The organism is Nocardioides sp. DN36 (assembly GCF_055380375.1).
In genome coordinates this window covers 4,460,206-4,486,656 of the sequence record NZ_AP043823.1, presented here as the reverse complement: position 1 = coordinate 4,486,656, position 26,451 = coordinate 4,460,206, and the positions used below count along the sequence as shown (strand labels likewise).

The 26,451-nt window shown below is 70.7% G+C and carries 31 protein-coding genes and 1 pseudogene; 8 read left to right on the top strand and 24 right to left on the bottom strand.

Annotated elements, in window-relative coordinates:
* Positions 1-72 precede the first annotated feature (72 nt).
* The gene (locus tag ACZ43H_RS22485; protein ID WP_379185045.1) at positions 73-567 is read right to left on the bottom strand and encodes a heme-binding beta-barrel domain-containing protein; all 495 of its coding nucleotides are present in this window, start codon (positions 565-567) and stop codon (positions 73-75) included.
* Positions 568-595: 28 nt separating this feature from the next.
* Between ACZ43H_RS22485 and ACZ43H_RS22480 the strand changes: the two genes are divergently transcribed.
* Positions 596-958: a DsrE family protein gene (locus tag ACZ43H_RS22480; protein WP_464586543.1), complete on the top strand. Its 363-nt coding sequence runs from the start codon at positions 596-598 to the stop codon at positions 956-958.
* A 239-nt stretch (positions 959-1,197) separates the two neighbouring features.
* Here the strand turns inward: ACZ43H_RS22480 and ACZ43H_RS22475 are convergent, their stop codons facing one another.
* The 4 genes from ACZ43H_RS22475 to ACZ43H_RS22460 form a co-directional block, all read right to left on the bottom strand.
* The gene (locus ACZ43H_RS22475) at positions 1,198-1,677 is read right to left on the bottom strand and encodes a hypothetical protein (RefSeq protein WP_464586542.1); all 480 of its coding nucleotides are present in this window, start codon (positions 1,675-1,677) and stop codon (positions 1,198-1,200) included.
* Positions 1,678-1,910: 233 nt separating this feature from the next.
* Entirely contained in the window at positions 1,911-3,653 is a 1,743-nt protein-coding gene (locus ACZ43H_RS22470; protein WP_464586541.1) for a DUF4012 domain-containing protein, read from the bottom strand.
* Between the two features lie 82 nt (positions 3,654-3,735).
* On the bottom strand, positions 3,736-4,155 hold the full coding sequence (locus ACZ43H_RS22465; RefSeq protein WP_464586540.1) for a hypothetical protein: 420 nt from the start codon (positions 4,153-4,155) through the stop codon (positions 3,736-3,738).
* Between the two features lie 121 nt (positions 4,156-4,276).
* Positions 4,277-5,119: a beta-keto acid cleavage family enzyme gene (locus tag ACZ43H_RS22460; RefSeq protein WP_464586539.1), complete on the bottom strand. Its 843-nt coding sequence runs from the start codon at positions 5,117-5,119 to the stop codon at positions 4,277-4,279.
* An 82-nt stretch (positions 5,120-5,201) separates the two neighbouring features.
* Between ACZ43H_RS22460 and dtd the strand changes: the two genes are divergently transcribed.
* Positions 5,202-5,630, top strand: coding sequence for a D-aminoacyl-tRNA deacylase (dtd, locus tag ACZ43H_RS22455; RefSeq protein ID WP_464586538.1), 429 nt, complete (start codon positions 5,202-5,204; stop codon positions 5,628-5,630).
* A gap of 44 nt (positions 5,631-5,674) precedes the next feature.
* Here dtd and ACZ43H_RS22450 read toward each other — a convergent pair whose 3' ends face one another.
* From ACZ43H_RS22450 to rfbA, 7 genes are all read right to left on the bottom strand, one after another.
* Positions 5,675-5,806, bottom strand: a complete 132-nt coding sequence (locus ACZ43H_RS22450) for a hypothetical protein (protein WP_464586537.1) — start codon at positions 5,804-5,806, stop codon at positions 5,675-5,677.
* 680 nt (positions 5,807-6,486) lie between these two features.
* On the bottom strand, positions 6,487-6,741 hold the full coding sequence (locus ACZ43H_RS22445) for a hypothetical protein (RefSeq protein ID WP_464586536.1): 255 nt from the start codon (positions 6,739-6,741) through the stop codon (positions 6,487-6,489).
* A 4-nt stretch (positions 6,742-6,745) separates the two neighbouring features.
* Positions 6,746-7,576: a hypothetical protein gene (locus ACZ43H_RS22440; protein WP_464586535.1), complete on the bottom strand. Its 831-nt coding sequence runs from the start codon at positions 7,574-7,576 to the stop codon at positions 6,746-6,748.
* A 269-nt stretch (positions 7,577-7,845) separates the two neighbouring features.
* A complete protein-coding gene (locus tag ACZ43H_RS22435) occupies positions 7,846-8,142 on the bottom strand; it encodes a DUF1416 domain-containing protein (RefSeq protein WP_464586534.1) in 297 nt (98 codons plus the stop codon).
* Positions 8,142-8,990 (bottom strand): sulfurtransferase, encoded by an 849-nt coding sequence (locus ACZ43H_RS22430; protein ID WP_464586533.1) that lies wholly within the window; start codon positions 8,988-8,990, stop codon positions 8,142-8,144. Before ACZ43H_RS22430 ends, ACZ43H_RS22435 begins: the two co-directional genes overlap by 1 nt.
* 35 nt (positions 8,991-9,025) lie before the next feature.
* Positions 9,026-9,517 carry a DUF4395 domain-containing protein gene (locus ACZ43H_RS22425; protein ID WP_464586532.1) on the bottom strand — a complete coding sequence of 164 codons (492 nt, stop codon included), beginning with the start codon at positions 9,515-9,517 and terminating at the stop codon, positions 9,026-9,028.
* A 352-nt stretch (positions 9,518-9,869) separates the two neighbouring features.
* A complete protein-coding gene (rfbA, locus tag ACZ43H_RS22420) occupies positions 9,870-10,736 on the bottom strand; it encodes a glucose-1-phosphate thymidylyltransferase RfbA (protein ID WP_464586531.1) in 867 nt (288 codons plus the stop codon).
* A gap of 59 nt (positions 10,737-10,795) precedes the next feature.
* Here rfbA and rfbB point away from each other — a divergent pair, with 59 nt between their 5' ends.
* Together rfbB and ACZ43H_RS22410 are read left to right on the top strand one after the other, a co-directional pair.
* Entirely contained in the window at positions 10,796-11,794 is a 999-nt protein-coding gene (gene rfbB / locus ACZ43H_RS22415) for a dTDP-glucose 4,6-dehydratase (protein WP_464586530.1), read from the top strand.
* Between the two features lie 2 nt (positions 11,795-11,796).
* The gene (locus ACZ43H_RS22410; RefSeq protein ID WP_464586529.1) at positions 11,797-13,200 is read left to right on the top strand and encodes a sugar nucleotide-binding protein; all 1,404 of its coding nucleotides are present in this window, start codon (positions 11,797-11,799) and stop codon (positions 13,198-13,200) included.
* A gap of 13 nt (positions 13,201-13,213) precedes the next feature.
* Here ACZ43H_RS22410 and ACZ43H_RS22405 read toward each other — a convergent pair whose 3' ends face one another.
* The 3 genes from ACZ43H_RS22405 to ACZ43H_RS22395 form a co-directional block, all read right to left on the bottom strand.
* The gene (locus ACZ43H_RS22405) at positions 13,214-14,272 is read right to left on the bottom strand and encodes a hypothetical protein (RefSeq protein WP_464586528.1); all 1,059 of its coding nucleotides are present in this window, start codon (positions 14,270-14,272) and stop codon (positions 13,214-13,216) included.
* Between the two features lie 61 nt (positions 14,273-14,333).
* Positions 14,334-14,801 carry a TlpA family protein disulfide reductase gene (locus ACZ43H_RS22400; protein WP_464586527.1) on the bottom strand — a complete coding sequence of 156 codons (468 nt, stop codon included), beginning with the start codon at positions 14,799-14,801 and terminating at the stop codon, positions 14,334-14,336.
* 115 nt (positions 14,802-14,916) lie between these two features.
* Positions 14,917-15,648, bottom strand: coding sequence for a hypothetical protein (locus ACZ43H_RS22395; RefSeq protein WP_464586526.1), 732 nt, complete (start codon positions 15,646-15,648; stop codon positions 14,917-14,919).
* A gap of 392 nt (positions 15,649-16,040) precedes the next feature.
* On the opposite strand from ACZ43H_RS22395, the gene ACZ43H_RS22390 reads away from it, so the two are divergent.
* The gene (locus tag ACZ43H_RS22390) at positions 16,041-17,339 is read left to right on the top strand and encodes an HNH endonuclease (protein WP_464586525.1); all 1,299 of its coding nucleotides are present in this window, start codon (positions 16,041-16,043) and stop codon (positions 17,337-17,339) included.
* 101 nt (positions 17,340-17,440) lie between these two features.
* Here the strand turns inward: ACZ43H_RS22390 and ACZ43H_RS22385 are convergent, their stop codons facing one another.
* A complete protein-coding gene (locus ACZ43H_RS22385) occupies positions 17,441-18,247 on the bottom strand; it encodes a hypothetical protein (RefSeq protein WP_464586524.1) in 807 nt (268 codons plus the stop codon).
* A gap of 295 nt (positions 18,248-18,542) precedes the next feature.
* A complete protein-coding gene (locus ACZ43H_RS22380) occupies positions 18,543-18,836 on the bottom strand; it encodes a MerR family transcriptional regulator (protein WP_464586523.1) in 294 nt (97 codons plus the stop codon).
* Between the two features lie 120 nt (positions 18,837-18,956).
* Between ACZ43H_RS22380 and ACZ43H_RS22375 the strand changes: the two genes are divergently transcribed.
* Positions 18,957-19,385, top strand: a complete 429-nt coding sequence (locus tag ACZ43H_RS22375; RefSeq protein WP_464586522.1) for an Hsp20/alpha crystallin family protein — start codon at positions 18,957-18,959, stop codon at positions 19,383-19,385.
* Between the two features lie 76 nt (positions 19,386-19,461).
* Here ACZ43H_RS22375 and ACZ43H_RS22370 read toward each other — a convergent pair whose 3' ends face one another.
* The 4 genes and pseudogenes from ACZ43H_RS22370 to ACZ43H_RS22355 form a co-directional block, all read right to left on the bottom strand.
* A complete protein-coding gene (locus ACZ43H_RS22370; RefSeq protein WP_464590912.1) occupies positions 19,462-19,686 on the bottom strand; it encodes a hypothetical protein in 225 nt (74 codons plus the stop codon).
* Positions 19,687-19,697: 11 nt separating this feature from the next.
* A complete protein-coding gene (locus tag ACZ43H_RS22365; RefSeq protein ID WP_464590910.1) occupies positions 19,698-20,000 on the bottom strand; it encodes a hypothetical protein in 303 nt (100 codons plus the stop codon).
* A gap of 94 nt (positions 20,001-20,094) precedes the next feature.
* Positions 20,095-20,847: pseudogene (locus tag ACZ43H_RS22360) on the bottom strand (glycosyltransferase family 2 protein); the annotation flags it as partial.
* 158 nt (positions 20,848-21,005) lie between these two features.
* On the bottom strand, positions 21,006-21,323 hold the full coding sequence (locus tag ACZ43H_RS22355) for a MoaD/ThiS family protein (protein ID WP_464586521.1): 318 nt from the start codon (positions 21,321-21,323) through the stop codon (positions 21,006-21,008).
* An 81-nt stretch (positions 21,324-21,404) separates the two neighbouring features.
* On the opposite strand from ACZ43H_RS22355, the gene ACZ43H_RS22350 reads away from it, so the two are divergent.
* Together ACZ43H_RS22350 and mshD are read left to right on the top strand one after the other, a co-directional pair.
* The gene (locus tag ACZ43H_RS22350) at positions 21,405-22,121 is read left to right on the top strand and encodes a response regulator transcription factor (RefSeq protein ID WP_464586520.1); all 717 of its coding nucleotides are present in this window, start codon (positions 21,405-21,407) and stop codon (positions 22,119-22,121) included.
* Between the two features lie 41 nt (positions 22,122-22,162).
* Positions 22,163-22,975 (top strand): mycothiol synthase, encoded by an 813-nt coding sequence (gene mshD / locus ACZ43H_RS22345; protein WP_464586519.1) that lies wholly within the window; start codon positions 22,163-22,165, stop codon positions 22,973-22,975.
* A 4-nt stretch (positions 22,976-22,979) separates the two neighbouring features.
* Here the strand turns inward: mshD and ACZ43H_RS22340 are convergent, their stop codons facing one another.
* From ACZ43H_RS22340 to ACZ43H_RS22330, 3 genes are read right to left on the bottom strand one after another with little or no spacing between them, the layout of a single operon-like run.
* The gene (locus tag ACZ43H_RS22340) at positions 22,980-23,417 is read right to left on the bottom strand and encodes a response regulator transcription factor (RefSeq protein ID WP_464586518.1); all 438 of its coding nucleotides are present in this window, start codon (positions 23,415-23,417) and stop codon (positions 22,980-22,982) included.
* Complete coding sequence (locus ACZ43H_RS22335) at positions 23,417-25,798, bottom strand: Ig-like domain-containing protein (protein WP_464586517.1); 2,382 nt, start codon at positions 25,796-25,798, stop codon at positions 23,417-23,419. Before ACZ43H_RS22335 ends, ACZ43H_RS22340 begins: the two co-directional genes overlap by 1 nt.
* Before the next feature lie 4 nt (positions 25,799-25,802).
* A complete protein-coding gene (locus tag ACZ43H_RS22330; protein WP_464586516.1) occupies positions 25,803-26,387 on the bottom strand; it encodes a S26 family signal peptidase in 585 nt (194 codons plus the stop codon).
* Between the last annotated feature and the right edge of the window lie 64 nt (positions 26,388-26,451).

The window sequence follows — 26,451 nt, the reverse complement described above, 5'->3', positions numbered from 1 at the left end:
GACGCTCGCTCCTCAACCACCGGCGACAGGCATCATGTTTGCCAACGCTCGGATCCGGCCCAAAGCCACGAGTCAGGCGCGCTGGAGGCGCGCCCAGAGGTGGGGCTGGAGCTCCTGGCCCATGGCCGCCATGTCGTAGGCGTAGAGAAGGTCGCCCTCGACGTTGCCGTAGAGACGCTTGCCGCCGACGTACTCCTTGGCGCTCTCTGTGCGCGCCACCGCGTCGGTGACGATCTCGAGCTTGCCGCCCTCGGCGTGGCCGTACCAGATCTCCACGAAGCCGGTGTTGTGCGTCAGCACGACTTCGACCCGGCCCTCCGGGCGGGCGCGGACGAAGCCGGTCTCGATGGCCGCGTCGCGGACCTTCTGGCCCTGCTCGTCGACGATCCAGGCGCGGGACATGTAGTGGAAGAACGGCCGCCCGTCGTGGGTGAAGATCAGCTCCTGGCCGAACTGGAAAGGCTCGATCGTCGGGTAGTCACCGTGGCCGTTGCCGCGCCAGGTGCCGAGCATCCAGGCGATCGGGCCACAGTCCGGGTGCAGGTTGTCGGGGAGCTCGAACGGCATGGAACGGGAGTCTAGTTAGTCTGCGGCCATGGCTCGAAAGCTCGTCGTGAAGGTGACCTGCGGTTCAGAGGATCCCGAGCGCTGCAACCAGGCGTTGACTGTCGCCGCCGCGGCGGTCGCCTCCGGGGCGGATGTGAGCTTGTGGCTCACCGGAGAGTCCGCGTGGTTCGCGCTGCCGGGGCGGGCTGCGGAGTTCTCGCTCCCGCTCGCTGCGCCGCTGGACGCGCTTTTGGAGTCGGTGGTGGGCGGCGGGCAGGTGACGTTGTGTACGCAGTGCGCGGAGCGGCGGTCGATCGGAGCTGGCGACGTCGTACCGGGGATCCGGATTGCGGGGGCGGCTGTGTTCGCAGAGGAGATCCTCCAGGACGGGGTGCAGGCGATCGTCTATTGAGGGCGCTTCTCGGCTTACGGGGTTTCGAGGCTCGTCGCTGGCGCTCCTCGCACCTCAACCAGCGTCCCGCTTACTGTGCGCTTCACGCACCTCAACCAGCGACCCGCTTACTGTGCCCTTCACGCACCTCAACCAGCGACCTGCTTCGCGTGCGATCGTTTACTGAGGCCGCTTCTCGGCTTACGGGGTTTCGAGGCTCGTCGCTGGCGCTCCTCGCACCTCAACCAGCGGGCACAACTTCAGGCGGAGACTGCTTCTCGGACCTTGTCGAGCATGGTCTGCTCGCGCTCGCTGACCCGCACCGCGTGGAAGCCCATGAAGCCGCCTTCCTTGGCTGCCTCGGCGGCGGCCTGAGCCGAGGCGACCAGCCACTCGCCGAAGGCTGCGGTCTCCTCCGCCGACGCCTTGGCTGCGACGAGGCCCTGGACGGTCTTCAGCTCGTCGAGCACCTGCTCCCCCGGGTCCGAGCCCTTGTCGGGCTTGAAGCCGCTGAGCGGGTTCTTCTTCGCCTGCATCAGGCCCTGCACGTCGAGCGCCACCTCGGCGAGAAGCTGCTCGCGGCTCGGTGGGGCGGTGGCGCTCTTCATCGCGGCCATCGTCTCCTTGGCGGCCTCGATCGGCCCGCCGGGATCGGCCAAGGTGATCGCAAGCCCGGCGATCATCGGCGCTCTGACGATGCGGGTCCACTCGTCCTCGTCGAAGTCGATCTTGGTGGTCACGGCGGGTCCTTCCGGCAGGCTGGCTGACACAGCCACGCTCGCTCAGACTCCGACTGTGGGCCTCATCCGCTTGGGGTGAGGCGACTTGGCGCCGTTTCTTGGCTTACGGGGTTTCGAGGCTCGTCGCTGGCGCTCCTCGCACCTCAACCGGCGAAAGGCCGGTGGCTGGCGGGGTTTCGAGGCTCGTCGCTTGCGCTCCTCGCACCTCAACCGCCGGAAGCCGCCGGGCTTTTTCAGCAGGCGGACCTGGCGACGGAGTCGTTGTTGCCGGGCACGATGCTCGGGGTCATGCCGAGCTTCACGTCGCCGGTCTGGCCCTCGCCGGTGTGCATGGTCCAGTTGATGACCATGTCCTTGCGCGAGTTGAGCTGGAGGAAGATCGTCGTCACTTCACGTCCGTCGAGTTCGGTCACCTGGGGGTGCTTGCCCAGCGCCTTGCCGTTGAGCGTGACGTGGTCGATGGAGCCGTCATAGGGACCATAGAGGCGGATCAGGAGCAGCTGGAGCCCGCGCTTGAAGCCGTACCCGCCCGGGCCGGTCACGGACTCAGGAAGCTTCGCGGCCTCGGCCGGGCTGATCCGTTGGTTGATCGTCATCGATCCCGAGAGCGCCTGCACTCCCCCGTCGCAGGTGGTCGGCTTCACCTCGGCCCAGTAGCGCAGGTAGTAGGACAGCTTGGACATCGTGGCGTCATTCACGGCGACGTCCACGTGTGGAACGCTCCCGTCGTCACCGGCCAGCGCACCCTCGACCCGGGTGCCGGCGAGAGTGCCCTCGACCTCGGGGTCGAACGCCGCCACGAGGAAGCGTCCCTCACTTGCGGAGCGGGCGAGCCCCTCCACGAACTTCAGCGGGGAGGGCAAGTCGCCGGTCGCAGCCTCGAAGATCGCACGGGCCGCCTGCTGGAAGAGCGCATCCTGAGCCTTCGGATCCAGCGTCTTATACGGCTCACTCAGCAACTGGTCGACCACGGTGTCACTCGTCAGGGTGGTGGAGCCGAGCTTGACCGGGCCGGTTCCCTCCAGCAGGTAGGACATGGCCACCGGGTCCAGTGCCACGACGCCGTCCAGCTTCGTGGCCGGATAGCGCTCCTCCCAGCGAACCGACATGAGCTTCGCTGCACGGGGAAAGTCGGGCGTGAGACCCGCATTGACGAAGTAGGTGCCGAGCTCGGCGCCGTACACCTCGCGCTCCCCCGGGCTCAGGGGCAGCACGGGCGCCGCGCGCCTACCGAAGTCACTGCCGGCGCCCTGCTCCACGATGGTCAACTTGCCGTTGTCCGCATGGATGCGTGCCCAGGCCCCGGCCAGGCCACCCGTCGCGCGGATCTCCGCGTTGTTCTGGAAGACGAGCAAATAGTTGCGCGATCCGTCGGCGCCGACCATCGTCGGCAACACCTCCGCGGCCGTCTGCGCCGAGTCCAGTGAGCGCGCCGCGTCGTGGATCAGCTCGGCGTACCGGTCGAAGCGCGACTTCAATGGCCCGGCGTACCCAGAGCTGTCGAGAGAAGCCACGTCGTGGTCAGCCGTGAGGAACGCGTCAGTTGCTCGGCTCACGGGGTCCTGAAGGTCGCGCACCGACTCGACGTCGATGCGGCCGCCGGCAGTGACGGAATCCAGCTCATCCATGCTGGCCGCAAGCGGCTCGACACCGCCCACGGCGATCGTGTCGAGCGAGCGAGAGAGCGCCCTGACGCCGGTCGCATCGTCCCCGATAACGGGCAGATGGGTCAGCGCGCCCCACCAGGCACCGTCAGTGTGTCCGGCTGCATCGCGTGCGTGATCACGCAGTTGGGCGACAGCTTTGTCACGAGAGCCGGGGTCCCGGTCATCGAGCGCCGATCGCAGGAGATTCGCGTCGTCCTCGGCGCGGGTGAGCGAGCCCTGGACCTGCCAGGCCAACCACGCAGAGTAGGCCACGGCGGCGATCACGAGGAGCAGCGGGACGGCCCAGAGAAGACGTCGACGGTTGACCACGCGCAGATCCTGTCAGAAATGGCCCTCGGCCCCGCCGCAGGTGCGAGCGGGGCCGAGGAGCGGACGTTCAGTGATCGGTCGATCAGCGGTGCCGGACGACCTGGAACTCGTCGAAGTTGTCAGAGTCCTGCCAGCGGGAGCCGGGCTTGCGGTCGAAGATGGCCTTGACGCTGTAGTCACCGAGCTTGCGGAGCTTGGTGGTGGTGAAGCACTTGTTGCCACCTTCGTAGGACTTGGTGTCGATGAACCGGTAGCCGCCGGTGCTGCGGACGACGCGGATGGTCACCTTGCCCTTGGGGGCACCGTTGCCCTGGCTGCCGACCCTGACGCAGATCCTGGCCCGGTGGTTCTTGACCACCTTGTTGGGCGCGTCGATGAAGGTGTAGGTCGGGAGGCAACCGCCGTAGGGGCAGGCCTTGGCGTTGGCGGCGGTGCCGGAGAAGGCCACGAAGCCCGCAGCCACCATCAGGGCGGCGATGAGGCCGACAAGGAACTTCTTCACTGGAACTCCCCATGTGAGACGTCGAGATTGAAGGCTTACTCTTTCACGAATTTTGGGGATGCGCACCCCAGAAGGGTCATTGTGGACGCCCCTGTCCCAGAGTTCACTTGATCGTTACAAGTCAGACTCCATCCAGCCCCAGCAGAGCCCGTGTCTCGACGGTCGTCATCGGACTCCGCTGAGCGAGGGCTGCGAGGGAGACCGCGCGCTCGACGAGCTGGGCGTTGCTCTCCACCGGCACACCGCGGCTGATGGTCAGCACGTCCTCCATCCCGACCCGCAGGTGGCCACCCTTGGACAGGGCCGCAAGGGCTACCGGCAGCGTCGTCCGGCCGATGCCGGTGGCCGACCAGGAGGTGACCACGTCGGGCAGGGTGGCGACGCCGGCGACGAGCGCGTCCGCGGTGCCGGGCATGCCGCCCGGGACGCCCATCACGAAGTCGCAGTGGACCTTGCCGCCGTACGGCAGGCCGAACTTGCCCAGCAGGCGGTGCAGGGCGTGCGCCTGGCCCAGGTCGAACAGCTCGAACTCCGGCACCACCTGACGCTCCTGGCTGAGCTGGTAGAGCTCGCAGACGAACGGCCAGGGGTTGGAGAAGACGTCGTCGCCGAAGTTGGTGGTGCCCATGGTCAGACTGCAGGAGTCGGGCTCGGCGTCGAGGACCTTGAACCTGTTCTCCAGCGGGTCGTGGACCGAGCCGCCGGTGGAGAGCTGCACCACCAGGTCGGAGGACTCGCGGACCGCGGCCACCCACTCACGGAGCAGGCCAACGTCGAGGGTCGGCTGGTGCTCGGCGTCCCGCACGTGGAGGTGGATCATCCCCGCACCGGCGGCCTCGCATTCAGCAGCCGTGCGCGCGATCTCTTCAGGAGTCGTCGGCAGATGGGGGCAGTCGGCCTTGGCGGTCTCGGCGCCCGTGGGGGCGACGGTGATCAGGATGCGGTCAGCAGGCACGGCGTTCACGGCATGATCCTGCCATGGTGGTTTCGAGACGCTCGCTTCGCTCGCTCCTCAACCACCGAGCCGCGCCCGGGAAGATCTCCTGATGCGGGCCGTGATTCAGCGAGTTCTTCGCGCGTCCGTGACCGTTGACGAGAAGATAGTCGGCGCCATCTCGGAGCCCGGCCTGTTGGTCTACCTCGGCGTGACCCACGACGACGGCGACGACGAGGTCGCCTGGATCGCGCGCAAGATCTGGGACGTGAGGCTGCTGCGCGAGGAGCGGTCGGCCTCGGACGTCGGCGCCCCGATCCTCGTGGTCAGCCAGTTCACCCTCTACGGCGACGCGCGCAAGGGGCGCCGGCCCACGTGGCAGGCTGCGGCGCCGGGGCCGGTCAGCGAGCCGGCGTACGAGGCCGTGTGCGCCGAGCTCGAACGGCTGGGCGCGCGCGTGGAGCGCGGGGTGTTCGGCGCGGACATGCGCGTGGAGTCGGTGAACGACGGGCCGATCACGCTGATCCTGGAGAGTCCGTAGGACTCGATCGTCCGCGGGCCGTCTGCTCGACCCACGGCAGATCTTCAGTTGGCGGTCATCGCCATCCAGATCAGAACCAGCGTGACCAGCGCGACCAGGATCAGTCCCGCCAGCTCGAGCCGGTTCTTGCGGCGCTCCTGCTCGACAGTGCGCACGCGCTTGCGCTGCCCGATCATGTTCCCTCCCCCAGGTGATGTGGCGAGAGAACTTTCTCAGGCGCCATGGTGCGGCGTCGTGCGATTCGGGAAAGTCTCGGAGGCTGGGGATGTCGTCGACATGTCTCGGTTGGGCCCCATCCCAGATCGAGTCGCTCTTCGCAAGCGCGCTCTCGCGCGGTCTAGACCCGGCGCCCGCAATCCGGCCGCGGGCGTCCCAATCCTCGACATCCCGTCTCGCGATGAGACATCGACCCACGTCCCGCCCTAGTGTCTCTGCCCGGAGCCTGATCCGGACCGCTCCAGAGCCCTGTGGCCTAGCTGGCCCGGTGTGCCTGGATCACACGGGCGGCAGCAGGGGAGCCCGCCCCTCTGTGGTTCGAACAAGGTGTGGCTCCGACCCGTGGGTGCTGCTGATCCCAGCCCCGCGAACTCCGGCCGGTCGCCTCACCCCCTGTCAGGCAGACCGTCCGCGAGGGCCGGTGGACGCCTGGTCTGTGTGGGCGTCCACCGGTCCGCCGCATCGGTCCCGAGTCAGCGGGCGCGGAACGATCGCCCGAGCGCGAGGGCCAGCGGCAGGCTCGCCAAGAGCCACACGCCGAGGCCGAGGGCGACAACAAGGAATGCCATACCTCGACCATGCGCGCGGGAACTTTCGGCGACAACGTCCTCGCGGTGAACCGCAGTTGAAGAACGCGCTCCTACTCGGGGATCCGGTCGCGCAGCCAGGTCTGGGTGCCGGGCTCGAGGCCCTTCAGCTTGGGTCGGGCCTCGATCGGGACGACTAGCAGCGGGCTGTCGTCGGGCAGCGACCACTTCAGCTCGTGGTAGACGCGGGACAGGGTGTCGGCGCTGTCGACCAGGAGCAGGCCGGGCGCTGCGCGGCGTACCTCTTCCCAAGGGCCGGCGAGGTCGTCGGGCACTGGTGCGGATGTCCAGGCGAGGTAGACCGTCACCGCGTCAGTGTGCCGCAGCGTCCATCCCGCGCGGCCCTTGCTCACTGATGGGCGGCGCCGGCGAGGTCGTCGACGACCGCCTGGAGCCGCGCCCGGAGCGCGGCACCGTCCACGCCCGGGCCGGTGCGCAGGAGGCAGAGCTCGCGGCCTCGAACATCGCCGCGCTCACCCCCGGCACCCCGGCGAACCGGTCCTCCAGCGTCGCGTAGCGCTCCTGGCCCAGCGTGTCTGCCAGGTCCTCGGGCAGCGACACCGCGAGGTCCCAGTCCGGGTGCCCAGCCGGCCCCACGTCGACCCGCAGGTCCGGCTCCGCCTCGGGGGTCGGCGTCCGGCTCCGCAGCACGCTCTCGACCGCCGTGCGGAGGCGGCCCGGATCGCCGCCCCGCTGCAGGGTGGCCAGGGCTCCGATCACCTGGGCCCAGGCCGGCGCGATGATCGGATCCCGCATGACCGGCTGGTGGAAGTGCGCGTGCTTAGGGTCCGTGTTGAGCACCCAGTCGCCCGCGTCCCCCGCCGCGCCGCGGTAGATCCGCGCCACGTAGGCCGTCAGGCCCTCGACCAGCCCGGCGCCGTACGCCGACCAGCCGTAGCGCCGGTGCACGTCGGCGTACCACTCGGGGACCGGGTCCACCGGGGACGGGGACGCGATGCGCTCGACCACGAACCGCAACAGCGGCTCCAGGGACGCGGTCGACCTGTCGGTCCCCGGGCCGCCCGCGGCCGACACCTCGGCCTCGAACCACGCGAGCCGGGGCGGCAGAGCGCCGGTCCAGCGCGCCAGGAACCCCTCGGCGTCGGCACGGGTGGGCGGGTCGTTCTGGGTCCCGATCAGCACCCGGTCATCAAAGCAGCCCCGGGGGTAATGCGAAGCAGTCCGAGTGAACGGCGGAAGGCAGTCCGAGAGCAGCACCGCCCGGGACCGATCGGTCCCGGGCGGTGCTGTGCGGTTGGCTTACGGGGTTTCGAGACGCTCGCTGGCGCTCGCTCCTCAACCACCGGGGGCTGCGGGGTTTCGAGACGCTCGCTGGCGCTCGCTCCTCAACCACCGAGGCCAGGGTTTCGAGACGCTCGCTGGCGCTCGCTCCTCAACCACCGACGGTTTGGTCAGATGGTGACGGTCACCTCGGCCACCGAGCCGACGCTGGCCACGACCTTGCGGTCGACCGGGTCGGCCTTGGGGGCGAGGGTGCGCAGGGTCCACTCCCCCTCGCCGGCGAAGAACCGGAAGTGGCCGGTCGCCGAGGTCGGGACCTCGGCGGTGAACTCGCCGGTCCGGTCCAGCAGCCGCACGTAGGCATTGCCGACCGGCTCACCGGCACGGGTCACCTGACCCTGCACGACGGCCTCCTTGGCCACGTTGACGCCGTCGAGCGACAGGCCGCCCTGGGTCGCGCCGCACATCAGGCGTCGCCCTTCTCGTCACCGAGGGCGACCGGGACACCCACGAGGGAGCCGTACTCGGTCCAGGAGCCGTCGTAGTTCTTGACGTTCTCCTGGCCCAGCAGCTCCTTGAGCACGAACCAGGTGTGCGAGGAGCGCTCGCCGATGCGGCAGTAGGCGATCGTGTCCTTGCTCCAGTCGACGCCGGCCTCGGTGTAGATCTGCTTCAGCTCGTCGTCGGACTTGAAGGTGCCGTCGTCGTTGGCCGCCTTCGACCACGGCACGTTCGCCGCGGTCGGGATGTGGCCGGCGCGCTGGGCCTGCTCCTGCGGCAGGTGGGCCGGGGCGAGCAGCCGGCCGGCGTACTCGTCGGGGCTGCGCACGTCGACCAGGTTCTGGGCGCCGATCGCCGCAACGACCTCGTCGCGGAAGGCGCGGATCGAGGCGTCCTGCTCCTGCGCGGTGTACGACGTCTGCTCACGGCTGGGCAGCTCGTCGACCAGCTCGCGGGAGTCGAGCTCCCACTTCTTGCGGCCGCCGTCGAGGAGCTTGACGTCCTGGTGGCCGTAGAGCTTGAAGTACCAGTAGGCGTAGGCGGCGAACCAGTTGTTGTTGCCGCCGTACAGCACGACCGTGTCGTCGTTCGCGACGCCGCGCTGGCTCAGCAGCGCCTCGAACTGCTGCTTGTTGACGAAGTCGCGACGGACCTGGTCCTGCAGGTCGGTCGTCCAGTCGAGCTTGATGGCCCCCCGGATGTGGCCCTTGTCGTAGGCAGTGGTGTCCTCGTCGACCTCGACGAGCACCACCTTCGGGTCGTCGAGGTGGTCCTCCACCCACTGGGCGGTGACGAGCGAGTTCTCACGGCTCATGATTCGGATCTTCTTTCTGTTGCGGGGTCTGGGGGTCAGGCGGTCGGGGCCGGCGCGAGCCGGCGGAGGAGGAGGTACATCTCGCAGCCGAGGCAGAAGCCGAAGACCGCGTTGAGCAGGGCGGCCACCAGGGCGAGGCCGGTGGCGACCAGGCCGAGGGTGGTGACGCCGGTGAGGAAGCCGACCAGGCCGACGACCGAGAACACGAGGCCGACGGTCTGGGCGAAGCGCGGCGGCGCGGCGTCCTCGAGCTCGCGGGGCGGCCCGATGCGCGGCCGGACGAGGCTGCGGAAGACCAGCGCGTGCGGCGTGCTCTGCACGCCGAGGCCGGCACCGATCGCGAAGAGCAGGGCCTGGACGGAGAGCAGCGCGGTGGCGACCGGGCTCGGCGCTGCCAGCAGCACGACCGCGAGGACGACCGAGGTGACGATCGCGGCGAACTGCTGGCCGCGCGGGTCGACCTGAGCGCCGCCGGCGGCGTGCTGCGGGCCGGTCCGACCGACCGGCTGGGTGATGGACTGGGACATGTCTCTCCTGCTCGCGAAAAGGCTTGGTGGAAGCGAGGCACGGGCGCGTCTGCCGATGGCGGCAGCGACTCCACACCGAGATTAGTCGACTAATCCGGTAGATTAAAGGGAGTTCGACGGACCCGTCAGGACATTCGACACAGCGACGAGCGCACGCGGCAGTGGTCCACTGCGCGGCGGCGGGTCAGCATGGTCGAGGACATGACGGCAAGGCTAGAGGCGGGTCGACGCGAGGCGGTATTCGACGTCTCGCTCTGCGAGACGGCCATCCACGATGTGGACGCAGTTGCCTTTCATGCAGGCAGAACGCGGGGGCCATACGGCACATTCCCCCGGCGCGACCTGCCGGGAGTCAGGAGTGCTCGAGCAGCCCCAGCAGGTAGGTGCCGTACCCGCTCTTGGCGAGCGGATGGGCCCTGTCACGCAGCTGGTCGTCGGAGATGAAGCCCATCCGCCACGCGACCTCCTCCGGAGCGCCGATCTTGGTGCCCTGACGGCTCTCGATGGTTCGCACGAAGTTGCTGGCGTCGTTCATGTCGTCGACCGTCCCGGTATCCAGCCAGGCCGAGCCGCGGGGCAGCACCTCGACCATCAGGCTGCCCTCCTCGAGGTACATCCGGTTGAGGTCGGTGATCTCGAGCTCCCCGCGCGCGGAGGGCTGGAGCTTCTTGGCGCGCTCGACGACGGTGTTGTCGTAGAAATACAACCCCGGCACGGCGTAGTCACTGCGGGGCTTCTCGGGCTTCTCCTCGAGGGACAGCGCCCTCTTGTCCTCGTCGAACTCGACCACGCCGTACGCCGTCGGGTCCGAGACCCGGTAGCCGAAGACCGCGGCGCCCTCGATGTCGCGGAAGCGGCGCAGCTGGGTGCCGAGGCCGTACCCGTAGAAGATGTTGTCGCCGAGGACCAGGGCGACGCTGTCGTCGCCGATGTGCTCCTCGCCGATCGTGAACGCCTGGGCGAGGCCGTCGGGGCTGGGCTGCACGGCATAGGTGATCTCGATGCCGAACTGGGAGCCGTCGCCCAGCAAGCGGCGGAACTGGTCGCTCTCGTGAGGCGTCGTGATGACCAGGACCTCGCGGATGCCGGCCAGCATCAAGGTCGAGAGCGGGTAGTAGATCATCGGCTTGTCGTAGATCGGCACCAGCTGCTTGCTGATGCCCTGGGTGATCGGGTGCAGACGTGAGCCGGTCCCGCCGGCCAGGATGATCCCGCGCATGAGCCGATCCTGACAGACGCGGTCATTGACCTCGCACGGCAACACCTAGACTTCCGCGGGTGCATCGAATCCTCGTCACCGGCGGCGCCGGCTTCATCGGGTCCAACTTCGTGCAGTACCTCGTCGACCACACCGACGTGTCGGTCACGGTGCTGGACAAGCTGACGTACGCCGCGAGCCGCGAGTCGCTGGCCGCGCTGCCGGTCGACCGCGTGCGGCTGGTCGTGGGCGACATCGCCGACGCGTCGGTGGTGACGCCGCTGGTCGGCGAGCACGACGCGGTCGTCCACTACGCCGCGGAGTCCCACAACGACAACTCGCTGGCCGACCCGTCGCCGTTCGTGCAGACCAACCTGGTCGGGACGTTCACGCTGCTCGAGGCGGCCCGCGCGACGGGGGTGCGCTTCCACCACATCTCCACCGACGAGGTCTACGGCGACCTCGAGCTCGACGACCCGGAGCGCTTCACCGAGGCGACGCCGTACAACCCCAGCAGCCCCTACTCCTCCACCAAGGCCGGCTCCGACCTGCTGGTGCGCGCGTGGGTCCGCAGCTTCGGGGTGCAGGCCACGATCTCGAACTGCTCGAACAACTACGGTCCCTGGCAGCACGTCGAGAAGTTCATCCCCCGCCAGATCACGAACGTCATCGACGGCGGCCGGCCCCGGCTCTACGGCGCCGGGCAGAACGTCCGCGACTGGATCCACGCCGACGACCACTCCTCGGCCGTGTGGACGATCCTCAACCACGGCCGGATCGGCGAGACCTACCTGATCGGCGCCGACGGCGAGCTCAGCAACCTCGAGGTGGTCCGGATGATCCTCGCCCACTTCGGCCGCGCCGAGGACGACTTCGACCACGTCACCGACCGGGCCGGCCACGACCTGCGCTACGCCATCGACTCGACCAAGCTGCGCACGGAGCTGGGCTGGAAGCCGGAGTACGGCGACTTCGCGGCCGGCCTGGCCCGGACCATCGAGTGGTACCAGCAGCACCGCGACTGGTGGGGACCGCACAAGGCCGCCGTCGAGGCGTCGTACGCCGCGCGGGGGCAGTGACCATGGAGCTGACCCTCGAGCACTCACCCATCCCCGGGCTGGTCGTGCTGCGGCTGCCCGTGCACGCCGACGCCCGCGGCTGGTTCAAGGAGAACTGGCAGCGCGAGAAGATGGTCGCCCTCGGGCTGCCCGACTTCGAGCCGGTGCAGAACAACGTGTCCTTCAACGGCTCCCGCGGCGCCACCCGGGGCCTGCACGCCGAGCCGTGGGACAAGCTCGTCTCGGTCGCCAGCGGGCGGGTGTTCGGCGCGTGGGTGGACCTGCGCGCGGGCGACTCCTTCGGGACCGTTTTCCACGTCGAGATCGACCCGTCGGTGTCGGTGTTCGTGCCGCGCGGGGTGGCCAACGGCTACCAGACGCTCGAGGACGCCACGGCGTACACCTATCTGGTCAACGACCACTGGCGCGCCGGCGTGACCTATCCGGCGCTCGCGCTCGGCGACCCCACCTGCGCGGTGCCGTGGCCGATCCCGCTCGGCGAGTCGGAGATCTCGGAGAAGGACCAGCGCAACCCCCAGCTCGGAGAGGTCACTCCGATGCAGCCCCGGCGCACGCTCGTGCTCGGCGGCCGCGGGCAGCTCGGCCGGGCCTTCGCCGCGGAGTTCCCCGCCGCGGACGTCGTCGACCTCGACGAGCTGGACATCACCGACGCCTCGGCCGTCGCCGCGTGGCCGTGGCACGAGTACGACCTCGTGCTGAACGCCGCGGCGTACACCGCCGTCGACGCCGCCGAGACGCCCGAGGGGCGGCGCATCGCGTGGGCCGCCAACGCCACCGCGGTCCAGCTGCTGGCCGGGGTGGCGCGACAGCACCGGCTGACGCTGGTGCACGTCTCGTCGGACTACGTCTTCGACGGCACCGCCTGCCCGCACACAGAGGACGAGCCGCTCTCGCCGCTGGGCGTCTACGGCCAGAGCAAGGCCGCCGGAGACGTGGCCGCCTCGACGGTGCCGCGGCACTACCTGCTGCGGACGTCGTGGGTGGTCGGGGACGGGGCGAACTTCGTGCGCACCATGGCGTCCCTCGCCGCGCGCGGCATCTCGCCCGCGGTCGTGTCCGACCAGGTCGGCCGGCTGACGTTCACGACCGAGATCGTGCGGGCCGCCCGGCACCTGCTCGACAGCGGCGCGGCGTACGGCACCTACAACGTCACGAACTCCGGCCCGCCGACCTCGTGGGCGGACCTCGCTCGCGAGGTGTTCCGGCTGTGCGGGAGGTCCTCGGATGACGTCACGCCGGTGAGCACCGAGGAGTACGCCGCCGGCAAGACGCTCGCGCCGAGGCCGCTCAACAGCGTGCTGTCGCTGGAGAAGATCGAGGCGACCGGGTTCACGCCGGAGCCGGTCTCGGACGCACTGGGGCGGTATGTGTCGGAGCTGCTCGCGGAGGCACCGCTCTCGAGCTAGCTGCCCTGCTTCGCTAGCAGCTCCGCCACGCGGGGTGGTCGCTGTAGTCGCCGCCCCAGTGGCTCGGTGGCCTGCCGTCCCCCACGGTGTCGTAGGTGGTGTGGGGGTCCCACTGCTCGACGACCAGCTCGGGGATCTTCTTCGTCCGAGGGCGAGTGAGGACGACGGTCGTCGAGGCGCCCGTGAGCATCGAGAGCGCCTGGCGCTGAACGGTCCTGCCGCGCGCGTCGACCAGCCGGATGCGGAACCTCCTGGTGCTGTCCGCACCCCAGTAGTCGCGGGCGTGGATGTCGACGCGGGTCGTCCTGCAGCCCCGATCAACGCGTGTCAGACGGCACGTGGGGACCCTGACCTTCTCGCGGAACACCCGGTAGGGGCGGGCACCCTGGTCCCAGATGGTGTCGCGGCGGTCGCTGCGAGACACCTTGATGGCCCACGTCGTCCCAGCCTCCAGGCCTGAGTCCCCGGGAGGAGCGCCGTTCTCCCGCTCGAACAGCTCGGCCGTGAAGGTCTCGCCGTCCTCGAGCCTCGTGACGTAGGACTTGTCGCTGAAGTAGCCGAGTCCACGGTCGTCAGGGATCGCCTCGGCGGCGAGAGTGCGGATGTAACGACCGCCGGCGTCAGCAGTGTTGGTCATCGAGACGGTGACCAGCCGACGGGTGCTCGGATCAGAAACAGGATTCCTCTCGCACTTGCCCATCTGGACCTGGAACGAGTCGGCCGCCGGATCCGGGCCCGGGTCGGACGAGTAGTCGAACGTCCAGCTGCCGGAGCTGGAGTCGGCGGTGATGGTGACCGAGGAGGCGCCGTTCATGGGATGGCACCCGGACTCGACGTACTCCCCGTCGATCCGGTAGTTCCCGTACGGGTTGTCCGGAGCCTGGAACGGCTGCGCGGGGATGCAGTACTCGTCCTGGTCGGTTCCCGCCCGGTCGGCCTTCGTGGGAGCGGGAGCCGTGTAGACGTCGCCAGGGATGTGGGAATCAGCCTGCGTGGGTGCTGTCGACACCACGACCGTTGCCAAGCTGATGACCGCAGCAGCGGCTGTCCTGCGGGTCCCCCGGGTGCGCATGGCGACAGTCTGCGCGACGCCTGTGGCCGACGTCCTCCGATCCGCGAACTGGGCGGGATGCCTAGCCCTGGTCGACCGCGGCGCCGAGCGCGGCCAGCACCTGCTCCTTGCGCGGCGCACCCGACGCCCGCGTGATCTCGGCACCCCCGGCGTCGAGCACGAGGGTGGTGGGGGTGCGCAGGATGCCGAGGCGGCGTACCGCCTCGAGGTGGTGCTCGGCGTCGACCTCGACGTGGGTCACGCCGGGGACGGCGGCGGCGACCTCGGCCAAGGTGCGCCGGGTGGCGCGGCAGGGCGCGCAGAAGGCGGAGGAGAACTGCAGCAGCGTGGCCCGCTCCCCCAGTTCGACCCGGAGGCCCGCCTCACCGGCCTGGTAGGCGACCGACGGCGCGCGCTCCGCCTCGGGCTGCTCGGCGGCGCCCTTCACGCGGTGCGTGCCGCGGAAGCGGCCGTCGGTCACGGCGCGGTAGGTCCCGAACGCGACGGCGACGACGACAGCGGCGATCAGCACCCAGGCTCCGGTCGACATGGCAGTCCGAACGCTATCGGCCGGTCGGGCATTCCCCGGCCGGCGTTCGCGGCCGGCCGGGGCGTGCGTGCACCGTGCTCGCCGCGCCCGCGGCTTGCGGGCCGCCCGCTTGGTGCTACGGGTGTTCGATGTGCACGTAGGCGATGGTGCCGGTGAAGTAGTCGCACCCGACGGTGACGCTGTCGCAGTCGACCTTGCCACCGATGCTCAGCGGTCGGACGTTGTCGATGCGGCCGATGGTGCCGCGGATGAAGTTGGTGGCCCCCTCGGGCTCGCCGGGGTCGATGGTGGCCCGCACCCCGTCGGCCGTGCGCTCGCAGATGAACGTGTGCCACAGCCCGTCCCCGGCCTTCACGTAGTCGGGGAACCCGGTGACGAAGCCGATCGCCTTGGTGTTGCCGTTGCCGTCGCGGAAGTGGCAGCGCGGCCAGCCGTTGTGGAGCACCACCTTCCAGAAGCCGCCCGTCTGCCCCGACTGGCCCTTCTGCACGATGTTGGGGTCCTTGCCCCTGGTCGTGCGGAAGCGGACGGTCACCTTGTAGGGGAGGGTGCCGGGGTCCAGGAGCGGGTTGTCCTGGACCGTCGCCAGCCGCTCGTCGTTCGGCACGTCGACCGGCCCCTGGAACGTGAACCCGAGGTCGCCGCTGCCGGTGGGGATCTGGCGCTGGACGAGGTTGCCGATGTGTCCGTTGAGTGCGTTGGTCCCGGAGTCGATCAGGACGTCACCAACCGTGGCGTCCTCCTCCATCTCGTAGGCCACGACGGTGTCGGCCGAGGCGACGGCCGGGGCCACCAGGACCAAGGTGAGTGCTCCGACGGCCAGGCTGAGTGCGTTCGCGACCCTCATGGCGGTGTCCCCTTTCCGTGCGATCCCTACCTCGGGAATGCACGTGGGAACACCATCCCGCTCGGAGACCGATGAGTAATCACCTATGAGGGGTACTGCCGTCGGGCTTGCCCCTCGAGGTTGTCGGCTCTCGGCTTTCCGGCCATGGGGGTTGAGCTCTTGGGCCGGCAACCGGGGAAGGTCCGCCCGGGGCGCGGCCGCCTCCCGGCTTTCCGGCCACGGGGCCGTGGCCAACCCAGGCTTCTGTCCCGTCTCGGCGGTTGAGGTGCGAGGAGCGCCAGCGACGAAGCCTCGAAACCCCGCCCAGCGGATCACGTTGGGACGGACTCGCGCAGTCTCCAGAGCCCAAACATTTTACTCGAATACCTGCTCGGATAGTTGTAGAATGAGGCATGGCAGTCAACCCGACCCCGATGACGCACCCCCTGGTGCGCGGCGCCGGCGACCTGACCGCCCTGGTCACCGACCTGGCCGGCTACGACCCCGGCTACCTCGACCCCGCCGAGAAGGAAACCGCCCTGGTCCTGCTGGGCCGGGCGGTCGACCAGCTCGCCGCGATCCAGGGTCGACTGATGGCCAACGCCGAGGACCTGGTGACCGAGACCGGCGACCGGAACGTCGCCGCCTGGGCCGAACGCACCCAGCACGCCGACTACGGCACCGTGGCCCGCGCCGCCCGGCACGGCGAGGCGCTGGACCGCCGCTGGCCCCAGGTCCAGGCCGCCTGCCTCGACGGCCGCGTCAACCAGGCCCAAGCGCACGTGATCGTGAAGGCGCTGGACGGGCTGCCCGACCGGCTCGGCCCCGAGCTGAAGGCCAAGGCCGAGGCCCACCTGGTCGACCAGGCCGCGCACTTCAGTCCCCGGGCACTGAAACGCCTCGGCGAGCACCTCCTCGAGGTCCTCGCCCCCGAGATCGCCGACGCCGAGGAGCAGCGGAAGCTGGAGGCCGAGGAACGTGCCGCCCGCCGCACCACCCGGCTCACCATGCGCGTACGCGGGGACGGGTCCACCGACATCCAGATCCGAGTCCCCGACCACGTCGCGTCCCGGTTGAAGGTCTACCTCGAGTCCATCTCCGCACCCCGCCGCGACCACCTTGATCCCGACGGCGATGGGGCGGGCGGCAGCACCGACATGGGCGGGGGCACCGGCGGGGACAGCGAGATGGGGCAGCTCCCGTACCCGCGCCGGCTCGGGGAGGCGTTCTGCACCCTCCTCGAACAGCTCCCCACCCAGCTGCTGCCCCAGCACGGCGGCACCGCCACCACCGTGATGGTCGCGATCGACCTCGACCAGCTCAAGGCCGGCCTCGGCGCCGCGGGGCTGGCCACCGGCGACCGGATCACCGCCGCCGAGGCCCGCCGGCTCGCCTGCACCGCCCAGATCATCCCCGTCGTCCTCGGCGGCAACTCCGAGATCCTCGACCTCGGCCGCACCCGCCGCCTCTTCTCGCCCGCACAACGCAAGGCCCTGGTCATCCGCGACCGACACTGCCGCGCCCAGGGCTGCGAGATCCCCGCCGCCTGGTGCGAAGCCCACCACGCCGAGACCCCCTGGGCCAGTGGCGGGAAGACCGACCTCAAGGACGGCGTACTCCTCTGCAACTGGCACCACCACCGCGCCCACGACCCCCGCTTCGGCACCGACCGGTTGGCGAACGGCGACGTCAGGTTCACCAGACGAAGGTGAGGGGTACGCGCTCCCAGAACCCTCCGAACATGAAGCGCCGCGCCACCCCCGAGAGGATGGCGCGACGCCCAGCCCTGCCCCCGCTGCCGCGGGGTGGTGCGTCAGGCTGCCCGCGCGTGGCCGCCGCTCGTCGGCAGGCCCGGGATGTCCGGGAGCCCGGGGATGCCGGGCAGCCCCGGCATGCCCGGCAGGTCGGGGACGCCCGGGAAGCCCGGGACGCCGGGCGGGGGCACGTCACCGGCGGCGATGTCACAGATCACCTGCGGCAGCCCGGCGTCGCAGAGCGGCTGGATCGCGCTGTCGCCGTTCGGCAGCGGCGGGCCGGACGCCGCGTCACAGATCGGCTGCGGCAGCCCCGCGTCGCACAGCGGCTGGATCGCACTGGGGTCGGTCGAGCCGGGAGCCGGGACCGGGATGGCCGTGAACGCGTCACACACCGCCTGCGGGACGCCGCCGTCGCACAGTGACTGGATCGGGCTCGCGGTGTCGCCGCCCTGGGCGTCACGGCAGTCGGCCAGCCGGTGCCGGGCTTTCGCCAGGCGCTTCTTGGCGTGGTGCAGCCGCTCGGTCGCCCGGCTGCGCCGCTCCTTGGCGCGCTGCAGCTTCTGACGGGCCTCGCGGCGCTCCTTCGCCGAGTCGGCCTTCTCGACCTGCCGGTGCGCGCGGTCGACCTTGCGGTCGGCGATCGCGCGGCGGTGCTTCTGGGTGGCGACGGCCTTCCTCGCCTCCTGCACCTTCGCCTTCTCGGCGGAGCAGTCGGAATCGGCACCCGGCGCGGCCGCCGACGCCGGTCGGTCCGGCGTCGTGCGGGCAGCTGCCGGAGCGGCCTGCGCCTGGACCGTGAAGCCGGCCAGCAGCGCCAGTGCGGCGACCACGGTCAGCAGCCACCTCGAGACAGAACGGAACACGTGGACCCCCATCCGCATCGCCCGGGCCCTCCCCCTGAGGGACCGCAAGGACGACGCCGGGCTCCTACCCGCACAGAGCGGGAAGAGTCCTCGGGAGCGGAGATCGGGGCCGCTGGTCTGGGCCACCGCCCCGAGACCGCCGGAGCCGCCGGACTTCTCACGGCAGACATGTCGCGGCCGGCCTGCCCGGTCAAAGGACTCAGGGGCCGGCCGGCCGCGGTGTCCCTCGAAGGTAAGGGCCCGCCGGCCCCCTGCCATCCCCAATTGGGGGTAGATGGCACATCCGTGCGATGGATCAGGGACTTTGGTCCCGAGCCGCCAGGCGGACGACCTGCGCGCGCAGGCGGCGTACCTCGTCCTCGAGCTCGAGCACCCGCGCGATCCCGGCCAGGTTCAGCCCCTCGGCCAGCAGGTCGCGGATCCGGTGCAGCCGCTCGACGTCCGCACGGCTGTAGAGCCGCGTCCCGCCGGCGGTGCGGTCCGGCTCGAGCAGGCCGCGGCGCTCGTAGACCCGCAGGTTCTGCACCTGCATGGACACCATCTCGGCGGCCACCGAGATCGCGAAGACACCGCGGGTCTGTTCGCTCATGGGACTTGATTCTGCCTGACTTTTGGAATACAAGAAACCTATAACCGTTGATACAGGTGCAGGGCCGTTCACGCATCGGCCCGACACCAGGCTCCACACCAGAAGCAGGAGGACACCGTGATGTTGCTGCGTACGACCGACCCCTTCCGTGACTTCGACCGCCTCACCCAGCAGATCTTCGGCACCACGAACCGTCCCGCCGTGATGCCGATGGACGCGTGGCGCGAGGGCGACAAGTTCGTCATCGAGTTCGACCTGCCCGGGGTGTCCCCCGAGAGCATCGACCTCGACGTCGAGCGCAACGTGCTGACCGTGCGCGCCGAGCGGGTGGCCCGCAACGGCGACTGGGAGATGCTCGCCTCCGAGCGGCCGCGCGGCGTCTTCAGCCGCCAGCTCGTGCTCGGCGACAACCTCGACCTCGACCGCATCGAGGCCGGGTACGACGGCGGCGTGCTCCGGCTGCTGGTCCCGGTCGCGGAGAAGGCCAAGCCGCGCAAGATCGAGGTCACGACCAGCTCCGACTCCGGCCGTACCGCCATCGAGGCCTGACCCCGCCGGGGTGCAGCGAGGGCCACTCCCCGGTGGGTGGCCCTCGCTCGGCTCTCGCACAGTGGTCTCGGGGCGGTCAGCTCCGGAGGTGCAGGCGCATCCGGGACGCGGCCAGCGGGTTGACCTTGCGCACCTCGCGCCGGCGCCGCGGCCAGATCGCCACCAGCGCGACCGCGGCCATCGCGAGCACGAACAGCGCCAGCAGCAGCCAGCCCAGCGGCATCCCCAGCGCCAGGCCGGTGCCGGCGAGCCCGCTGCCGGTCAGTCCGGTCATCGTCAGCGACGAGGGCTGTTGGTACATCTCTCCCCCGCCTATCCCCAGGCCGCGGCACGACCGCGGCCGATGTCGTAGAAGCACTTCAGGTTCACCACGTGCTTGAACAGGCCGTAGCCCATGTCGAGCACCAGGCTCATCGCGACCAGCACCGCCAGCGGCCCCGCCCGCAGCACGGTCACCACCCGCTCGGTCACGAAGACGGCGCCGACGGCCAGCCAGAACGGCTGGGCGTGCAGGGTGCCGTCGAGCGCTGCGACCGCGGTCAGGGTGGCGTAGACCAGCAGCATCACCAGCTCGACGAGCGACCACGCCTGCCGGGCGGCGTACGGCCAGGTCACCCGGGTGATCCCGTAGGTCCGCAGGTTGTACCGCGCCGCGCTGCCAGCGCACCCGCTGCCGCCACAGCGCGCGCCAGGTCGGCATCACCTCGGTGCTGACCCAGCACTCCATGGGTGAGAGGCACGCGTGCCCCAGGGTCTTGACGGCCAGGGTCAGCTGGCTGCCCTCGGTGATGTTCTGCTCGTCGTAGAAGACGTCCGGACCGTGCGGTGAGCCCCCCGAGAGACGGCCGGTACGCCGCGCCGCGGCCACCTCGCGCAGGGTCGAGACCCGCAGCGCGGTGGCGGTGCCGGTGAGGACGAAGGCGCGGCAGTCGGTGCGCCGGGCGAGCTGGCGGGCGTAGCGGACGTACTCCATCCGCTGGAGCAGCCCGATCAGGCCGGCACCGCGCTGGCCGTAGAAGATGCCGCCCACCGCGCCCACGCCCGGGCAGGCGAGCGTGTCGAGTGCGACCGTGGTCCAGTCGTCGGCGATGACGGAGTCGGCGTCCATCACCATGACCACGTCGTCTTCCTCCAGGCCGGGCACGATGCGGCGCAGCGCCTGGTTGAGCGCACCCGCCTTCTTGCGGAGGTTGCGGGTGGACCGGAAGACCTGGGCGCCGGCGCCGCGGGCGCGGACCTGGGTGCGGTCGGAACAGTTGTCGGCGACCACGACGATCCGGTCCGGCGGGACGACCTGACGCTTGAGCGACTCCACGGCGGCGGTGATCGTGGACTCCTCGTCGTGCGCGGGCACGAGGGCGACGAGCAGCGGTCGGCCGCGGCGTGGTTCCCCATGCCGGACCGGTGCCACACCCGGCGTACCGGTCCACGTCCCCCCGGACGCAGCCACGACCGACCGCATGCCCATCGCTCCCCCCACTCGTCGAGCGATCGACGAGCCCAGGTGGCCGAGCCCCCCGCCCGGCCTGGTGGATCCATGCTGGAACGCCCGCGTGACGGGCTGCCCCAATGCTGGGCACAGGTCCCCCAAATTGGTGAGCGGTCAGGCGTGCCTGACCGTCAGCCGCCCGCGAACGGCGGGAGGAACTCCACCGTCTGGCCGGGCTCGACCCGCACCTCGTCGGGGTCCTCGGCGCTCACCGGCCGGTCGCCCAGCAGCGCCGAGCAGGTGCGCAGCACATCGGGCAGCCTCGTGCCCGGGTGCAGGGCCACGGCCCGGCGTACGACCTCGGCCAGGGTGATCGGCCCGTCGACCGGGAGCTCGTCACCCGCGACCCCGGCCGCGGCCTTCGCCGCCGCCCAGTAGTGCACGCTGACGGTGCCGGCGCCGGAGCGCGCCGTCTCACCGCTTCCCGATCCCGCCGTGGTGACGTCCATGTTTCGGTATTCTTGCCGATCAGCGAACAGACCGAGGCCCAGCGTTGCGTTTCGGTCCGCCCGGACTCCACGGGAGGACTCATGAGCACCCTGCTGCTTCTCACCAGCGCCCTGCAGCCGTCGGTCGAGGTGCTCCCCGGCCTCTCCCTCCTCGGCCACCAGGTCAAGATCCTGCCCGCCGAGGGCAGCGCGCTCCTCGAGGCGCCCGAGGTCGACCTGCTGCTCGTGGACGGCCGCCAGGACCTCGCCCACGCCCGCGACCTGTGCCGGCTGATCCGCACCACCGGCACCGAGGTCCCGGTGCTGCTCATCGTGACCGAGGGCGGCCTCGCCGTCGTCGCCCACGACTGGGGCATTGACGACGTCGTGCTGCACACCTGCGGCCCGGCCGAGCTCGAGGCCCGCATCAAGCTCGCGATCGGCCGGCTGCTGGCTCGCCGCGACGCCGACGACCCCGAGTCCCACGTCATCCGCACCGGTGAGGTCGTGGTCGACGACGCGACGTACACCGCGAAGGTCGGCGGCCGCCCGCTCGACCTGACGTTCAAGGAGTTCGAGCTCCTCAAGTTCCTCGCCCAGCACCCCGGCCGGGTGTTCAGCCGCCAGCAGCTGCTGCAGGAGGTGTGGGGTTACGACTACTTCGGCGGCACCCGCACCGTCGACGTGCACGTGCGGCGGCTGCGCGCCAAGCTCGGCCCCGAGAACGAGACGCTGATCGGGACGGTGCGCAACGTGGGTTACCGGTTCGTGCTGCCGACCAAGGACAGCGAGCGGGCGCGCGAGGAGCAGGACGCCTGATCCGTCGGAGGGACCGCCGGGCTGCTCCCTAGGCTGGCCCCGTGGACATCGACGCGATCGCCGCCGCGGCCGAGGCCGCCGACGGCGCGGCCCCCCTGGACGAGGCGACCCGGCTGGCGCTGCGCCACCACCCCGACCGGGTGCGGTCCTGGCAGCGGGACGAGGCGTTCGCGCTCGTGATCGGCGGCGAGCTGACGCTGGTCGTGCACCCCGACGCCCGTCGACGTGGCGAGGGCGGCCGGCTGCTCGCCGACGTGCTCGCCGGGACCGACGGCGCGCTGAGCGCCTGGTCGCATGGCGACCACCCGGCGGCGGTCCGACTCGCGGAACAGCACGGCTTCGACCGGGTCCGCGAGCTCTGGGTGATGCGACGGGACATGGCCGATCCCCTGCCCCCGTTGACGGTCCGCGACGGCATCGTCGTACGCGGCTATGAGCCGGGGGACGCCGACGAGGTGGTCCGCGTCAACGCGGCGGCGTTCGCCGCGCACCCCGAGCAGGGGGCGATGGACGCCGCCAACCTGGCCGAGCGGATGGCCGAGCCGTGGTTCGACCCCGCGGGGCTGCTCGTGGCGACCGAGGCGGACGGTCCCGGGCTGCTCGGCTTCCACTGGACCAAGCGGCACTCCGCCGAGCTCGGGGAGGTGTACGTCGTCGGGATCGACCCGGGCGCGCAGGGCCGCGGGCTGGGCAAGACGCTGACCCTCGCCGGGCTGCACCACCTCGCGGACGGCGGCGCGCGGGAGGTGCTGCTCTACGTGGAGTCCGACAACGCGCCGGCGATCGCGGTCTACTCCGGGCTCGGGTTCGGCCACGCGCCCAGCGACACGCACGTGATGTACCGCCGCGGCTGACCGGTCAGCCGGCCGCCCAGTGGCCGGGCCCGGCGAGGGTACGACGCAGCAGCGCCCGCACCCGCGCCTGCAGCTCGACCAGGCCGAACGGCTTGACCACGTAGTCGTCGGCCCCGTGGTCGAGCCCGTCCACCCGGTCCGACGCCTCGCCGCGCGCGGTCAGGATGATCAGCCCGCCGTCGTACCCGCCGATGCGCGCCCGCGCGCACACCTCGAGCCCGTCGATGTCGGGGAGGCCCAGGTCGAGGACGACGAGGTCGGCGGGGTGGCGGGTGAGGTACTCCAGCGCGATCGATCCGGTCTCGACCCAGGTGACGACGTGGCCCTCGCGCTCGAGGACGTGGACCAGCGTCAGTGCGAGGTCCTCGTCGTCCTCGACGAGGAGGACGCGCGGTGGGCCTGGGAGGGGGACGAGGGGTCCGGTCGGGAGGTGGGTCGTCATCAGAAGTCCGGGTCCGATCCGCCCCGCTCGGTCACCGACGTCGTCACGCTCGACCGCCCGACCACGTCGGTGACCGCGACGGGCGCCCAGCTCATCGTGTTGCCGCCCACACCGGTGAGGAGGTCGCCGGTGCTGGCCGGGGTGCCGAGGGTGACCGTGATGACCGTGACCGGGTTGGCCGGGTCTGTGGTCTGGATAGCTGTCATCGTGGCTTGGTAGGTGACGCTCTTGTTGTTCTTGATGAACCGCGCCGACATGGTGAGAACGCCCAGCTTGGCAGTACCGAACGTGAGTGTGTCGGCACTGTTGCCGTTGTTGCCGCCCAGCGTCACCGTCACCGGCACGGCCGAGCCGTAGGTGAGGCCGGACTGGATGGAGCCCAGGTTCACCAGGCCCGTGTAGGTCAGCACCACCTTGTCCCCGGCGTCGAGCGTCCCGCTGACACCGCCGTTGGACCCGTCGACGTCGTACGCACCGAGCACCCGGTTGTCCACCGTGGTCGCGACCGCCGCGGAGGCCAGCTCGGGGACGCTCATCCCCTGGACCATGACCGCCCTCACCTCGTAGCCGCCGTAGGTGGTGGCCGACGTGTTCCACGAGCACGAGTACGACCCCGAGACCGGCGTCGTCGCCGTGCACGCGGTGGCCCACGTCGTCGTCCCCGTGGGACGGACCTCGAACCGGACGCTGCTGACACCCGCGGTGGAGGACGCGGTGGCGCTGAGCGTGGTCGTGCCACCGACGTACGACCCGGCGGCCGGGCTGGTGACGCTCACGGACGCGACCACGTTGTCGACCGTGACGTGGGTGGTGGACGAGGTGACGGCCGTGCCGTCCGCCTTCGTCAGCTGCACCTGCAGGTCGTACTGCCCGTAGATGACGGCGCTGGTGTTCCAGGCGCAGGCGAAGGTGCCCGCGCCCACCGAGCAGGTCGTGGTCGTGGGCGTCCCCGCGGGCGAGGTCGGCGTGACCTTGAGCGTGACCGAGGAGACCGCCTGATGCGCCACGAACGTGCCTGCGACGCTGACCGAGGCCTGGTTGCGCACCGTCGAACCGGCAACCGGGGCGCTGATGGACGCGCTCGCGGTGTGGTCGACGGTGACGGTTCGGGTCGCCGAGGTCACGTCGTTGCCCTGACCGCGGGTCATGACGGCCCGCAGCTCGTAGCCGCCCGACAGCCGGCCGGTGTTCCACGAGCAGGAGTAGGGAGCACTCGTGTCCACGCAGAGCGGCGTGAACGTGCCCCCCGGCACGGCCCGGTAGTCGACCCTGACCTGCGTCACTCCGCTCGGTGACGAGGCGCTGACGTCGACGGCGACGATCCCGTCGACCGCGGCCCCCTCGGCCGGGCTGGTGATGCTCACCGTCGACGGCGTGTTGTCCACGGTCCGCGCCACCGTGGCGGAGGTCGTGGTGTTGCCGGCGCGGTCGGTGACGACCACGCGGAAGTCGTTGGTGGTGGCGTTCGTCAGGGTGGTGGTGTCGAGGTCGCAGGAGTACGGCGCGGTGGAGTCGGTGCCACAGCTGCTCCAGGAGCCGACGCCGGAGACCCGGTGCTGGAACTCGACCGATGCCACCCCCGAGGTCGCGTCGGCTGCGTTCGCGGTCAGCGTGACGGTGCCCGACAGCAGGCCGGGCGGAACGAGCACATCGGCGGTCGAGGGGGCCGTGTTGTCGACGACGACGCCGGTCTGGGTGGCCGTGTGGCCGGACGAGGCGCGCAGGCGCACGTCGTACGTGCCGTCGGCGACGCCCGTCGTGACCCATGCACACTGCACGGTCGGCGCCTTGGCGGTGCAGCCGTTGTTGAGCTGCGTCCAGGTGGCGCCGGTGCGGTACTCCAGGAAGAGGTCGACCGCGCCCGGGACACCGGCCAGGTCGCCGCGCACCGGGACCGTGCCGCGGATCGCCGACGGCAGCGGGGTGAGGACCGCCGTGGCGTTGTTGGCCACCGTCGTGCTCACCGTCGCGGACGTGGCGCTGTAGCCGGCGGTGTCGGTCGCGGTGGCCCGCACCCGGTAGCCCCCGTCGGGGACGAGCGTGGTGTCGACGACGCAGGAGTAGGTGACCGGCTTCGAGCCGGTCGACGAGCACCCGGGGACCGCGACCCACGTGCTCGAGCCGGCCGCGGCGGCCTCCATCGTGACCGAGGCGACGGACGACCTGGCGTCGTCCGCCGTCGCCGTCAGCGTGAGGGTCCCCCGGACCGCGGCCGGGAGCGGCGCCACGGTGACGACGGGCGGCGTCCAGTCGTCGGCGGCCGCGACCGCCACCGGCGTGGCCGTCGTGCGCGTCCAGGTCGCTCCCGAGACCTGCACGCCGACCAGCACGCTGATCGCGAGGAGCAGCGTGCTGAGGGCGAGGAAGGTCCTGGAGCGCACGTCGTCACCGGGTCGCGGTGAGCGACGGCGTGCCCGGCGTGACGTCGTCGGCCGGCAGCTCGTCCTCGTCACGACGACGCAGCACCTGGATCACCTGGGCCAGGCTGATCAGCGTGATGATGCCGGCGGGCACCCCGATGAACACGATCCGGGTCTGGCGGTCCGCCAGCCAGATCAGCGGCCAGCCGGCGTACGGCACCGCGAACCTCACCCGCGCCTGCTCGTCGTGGTCGAGCCGGAACTTCCACGGGTCGGGCTGGGGTACGGCGTCGCCCTGGGTGCGGAACGTCCTGCCGTGGATGCTGATGATCCGGTGGGTGACCAGGTGGTCGATCCCGGAACCGGCGGGCGGCTGGTAGGTGATGATGTCGCCCACCTCCAGCTCGCTGACCGGCACGACCTCCTCGTAGGCCAACGAGCCGAGGTCGATCGTGCCGGTCATCGACGTGCCGGTGATCGCGTAGCGCTGGAACCCGAAGAACGCGGGCACGATGAACGCCAGCGCGCACAGGGTGACCACGACGCTCAGCGTCGTCGTCAGTGCCCGCACCCACCGTCGAGGACGGCGTGGCTGCGTCACGATCTCCATGTCCTACTCCCCCGGGTAGTCCAGTCCTGCAGTGGTGCGTGCGCTCAGCCCCTGCGGGGGCCGA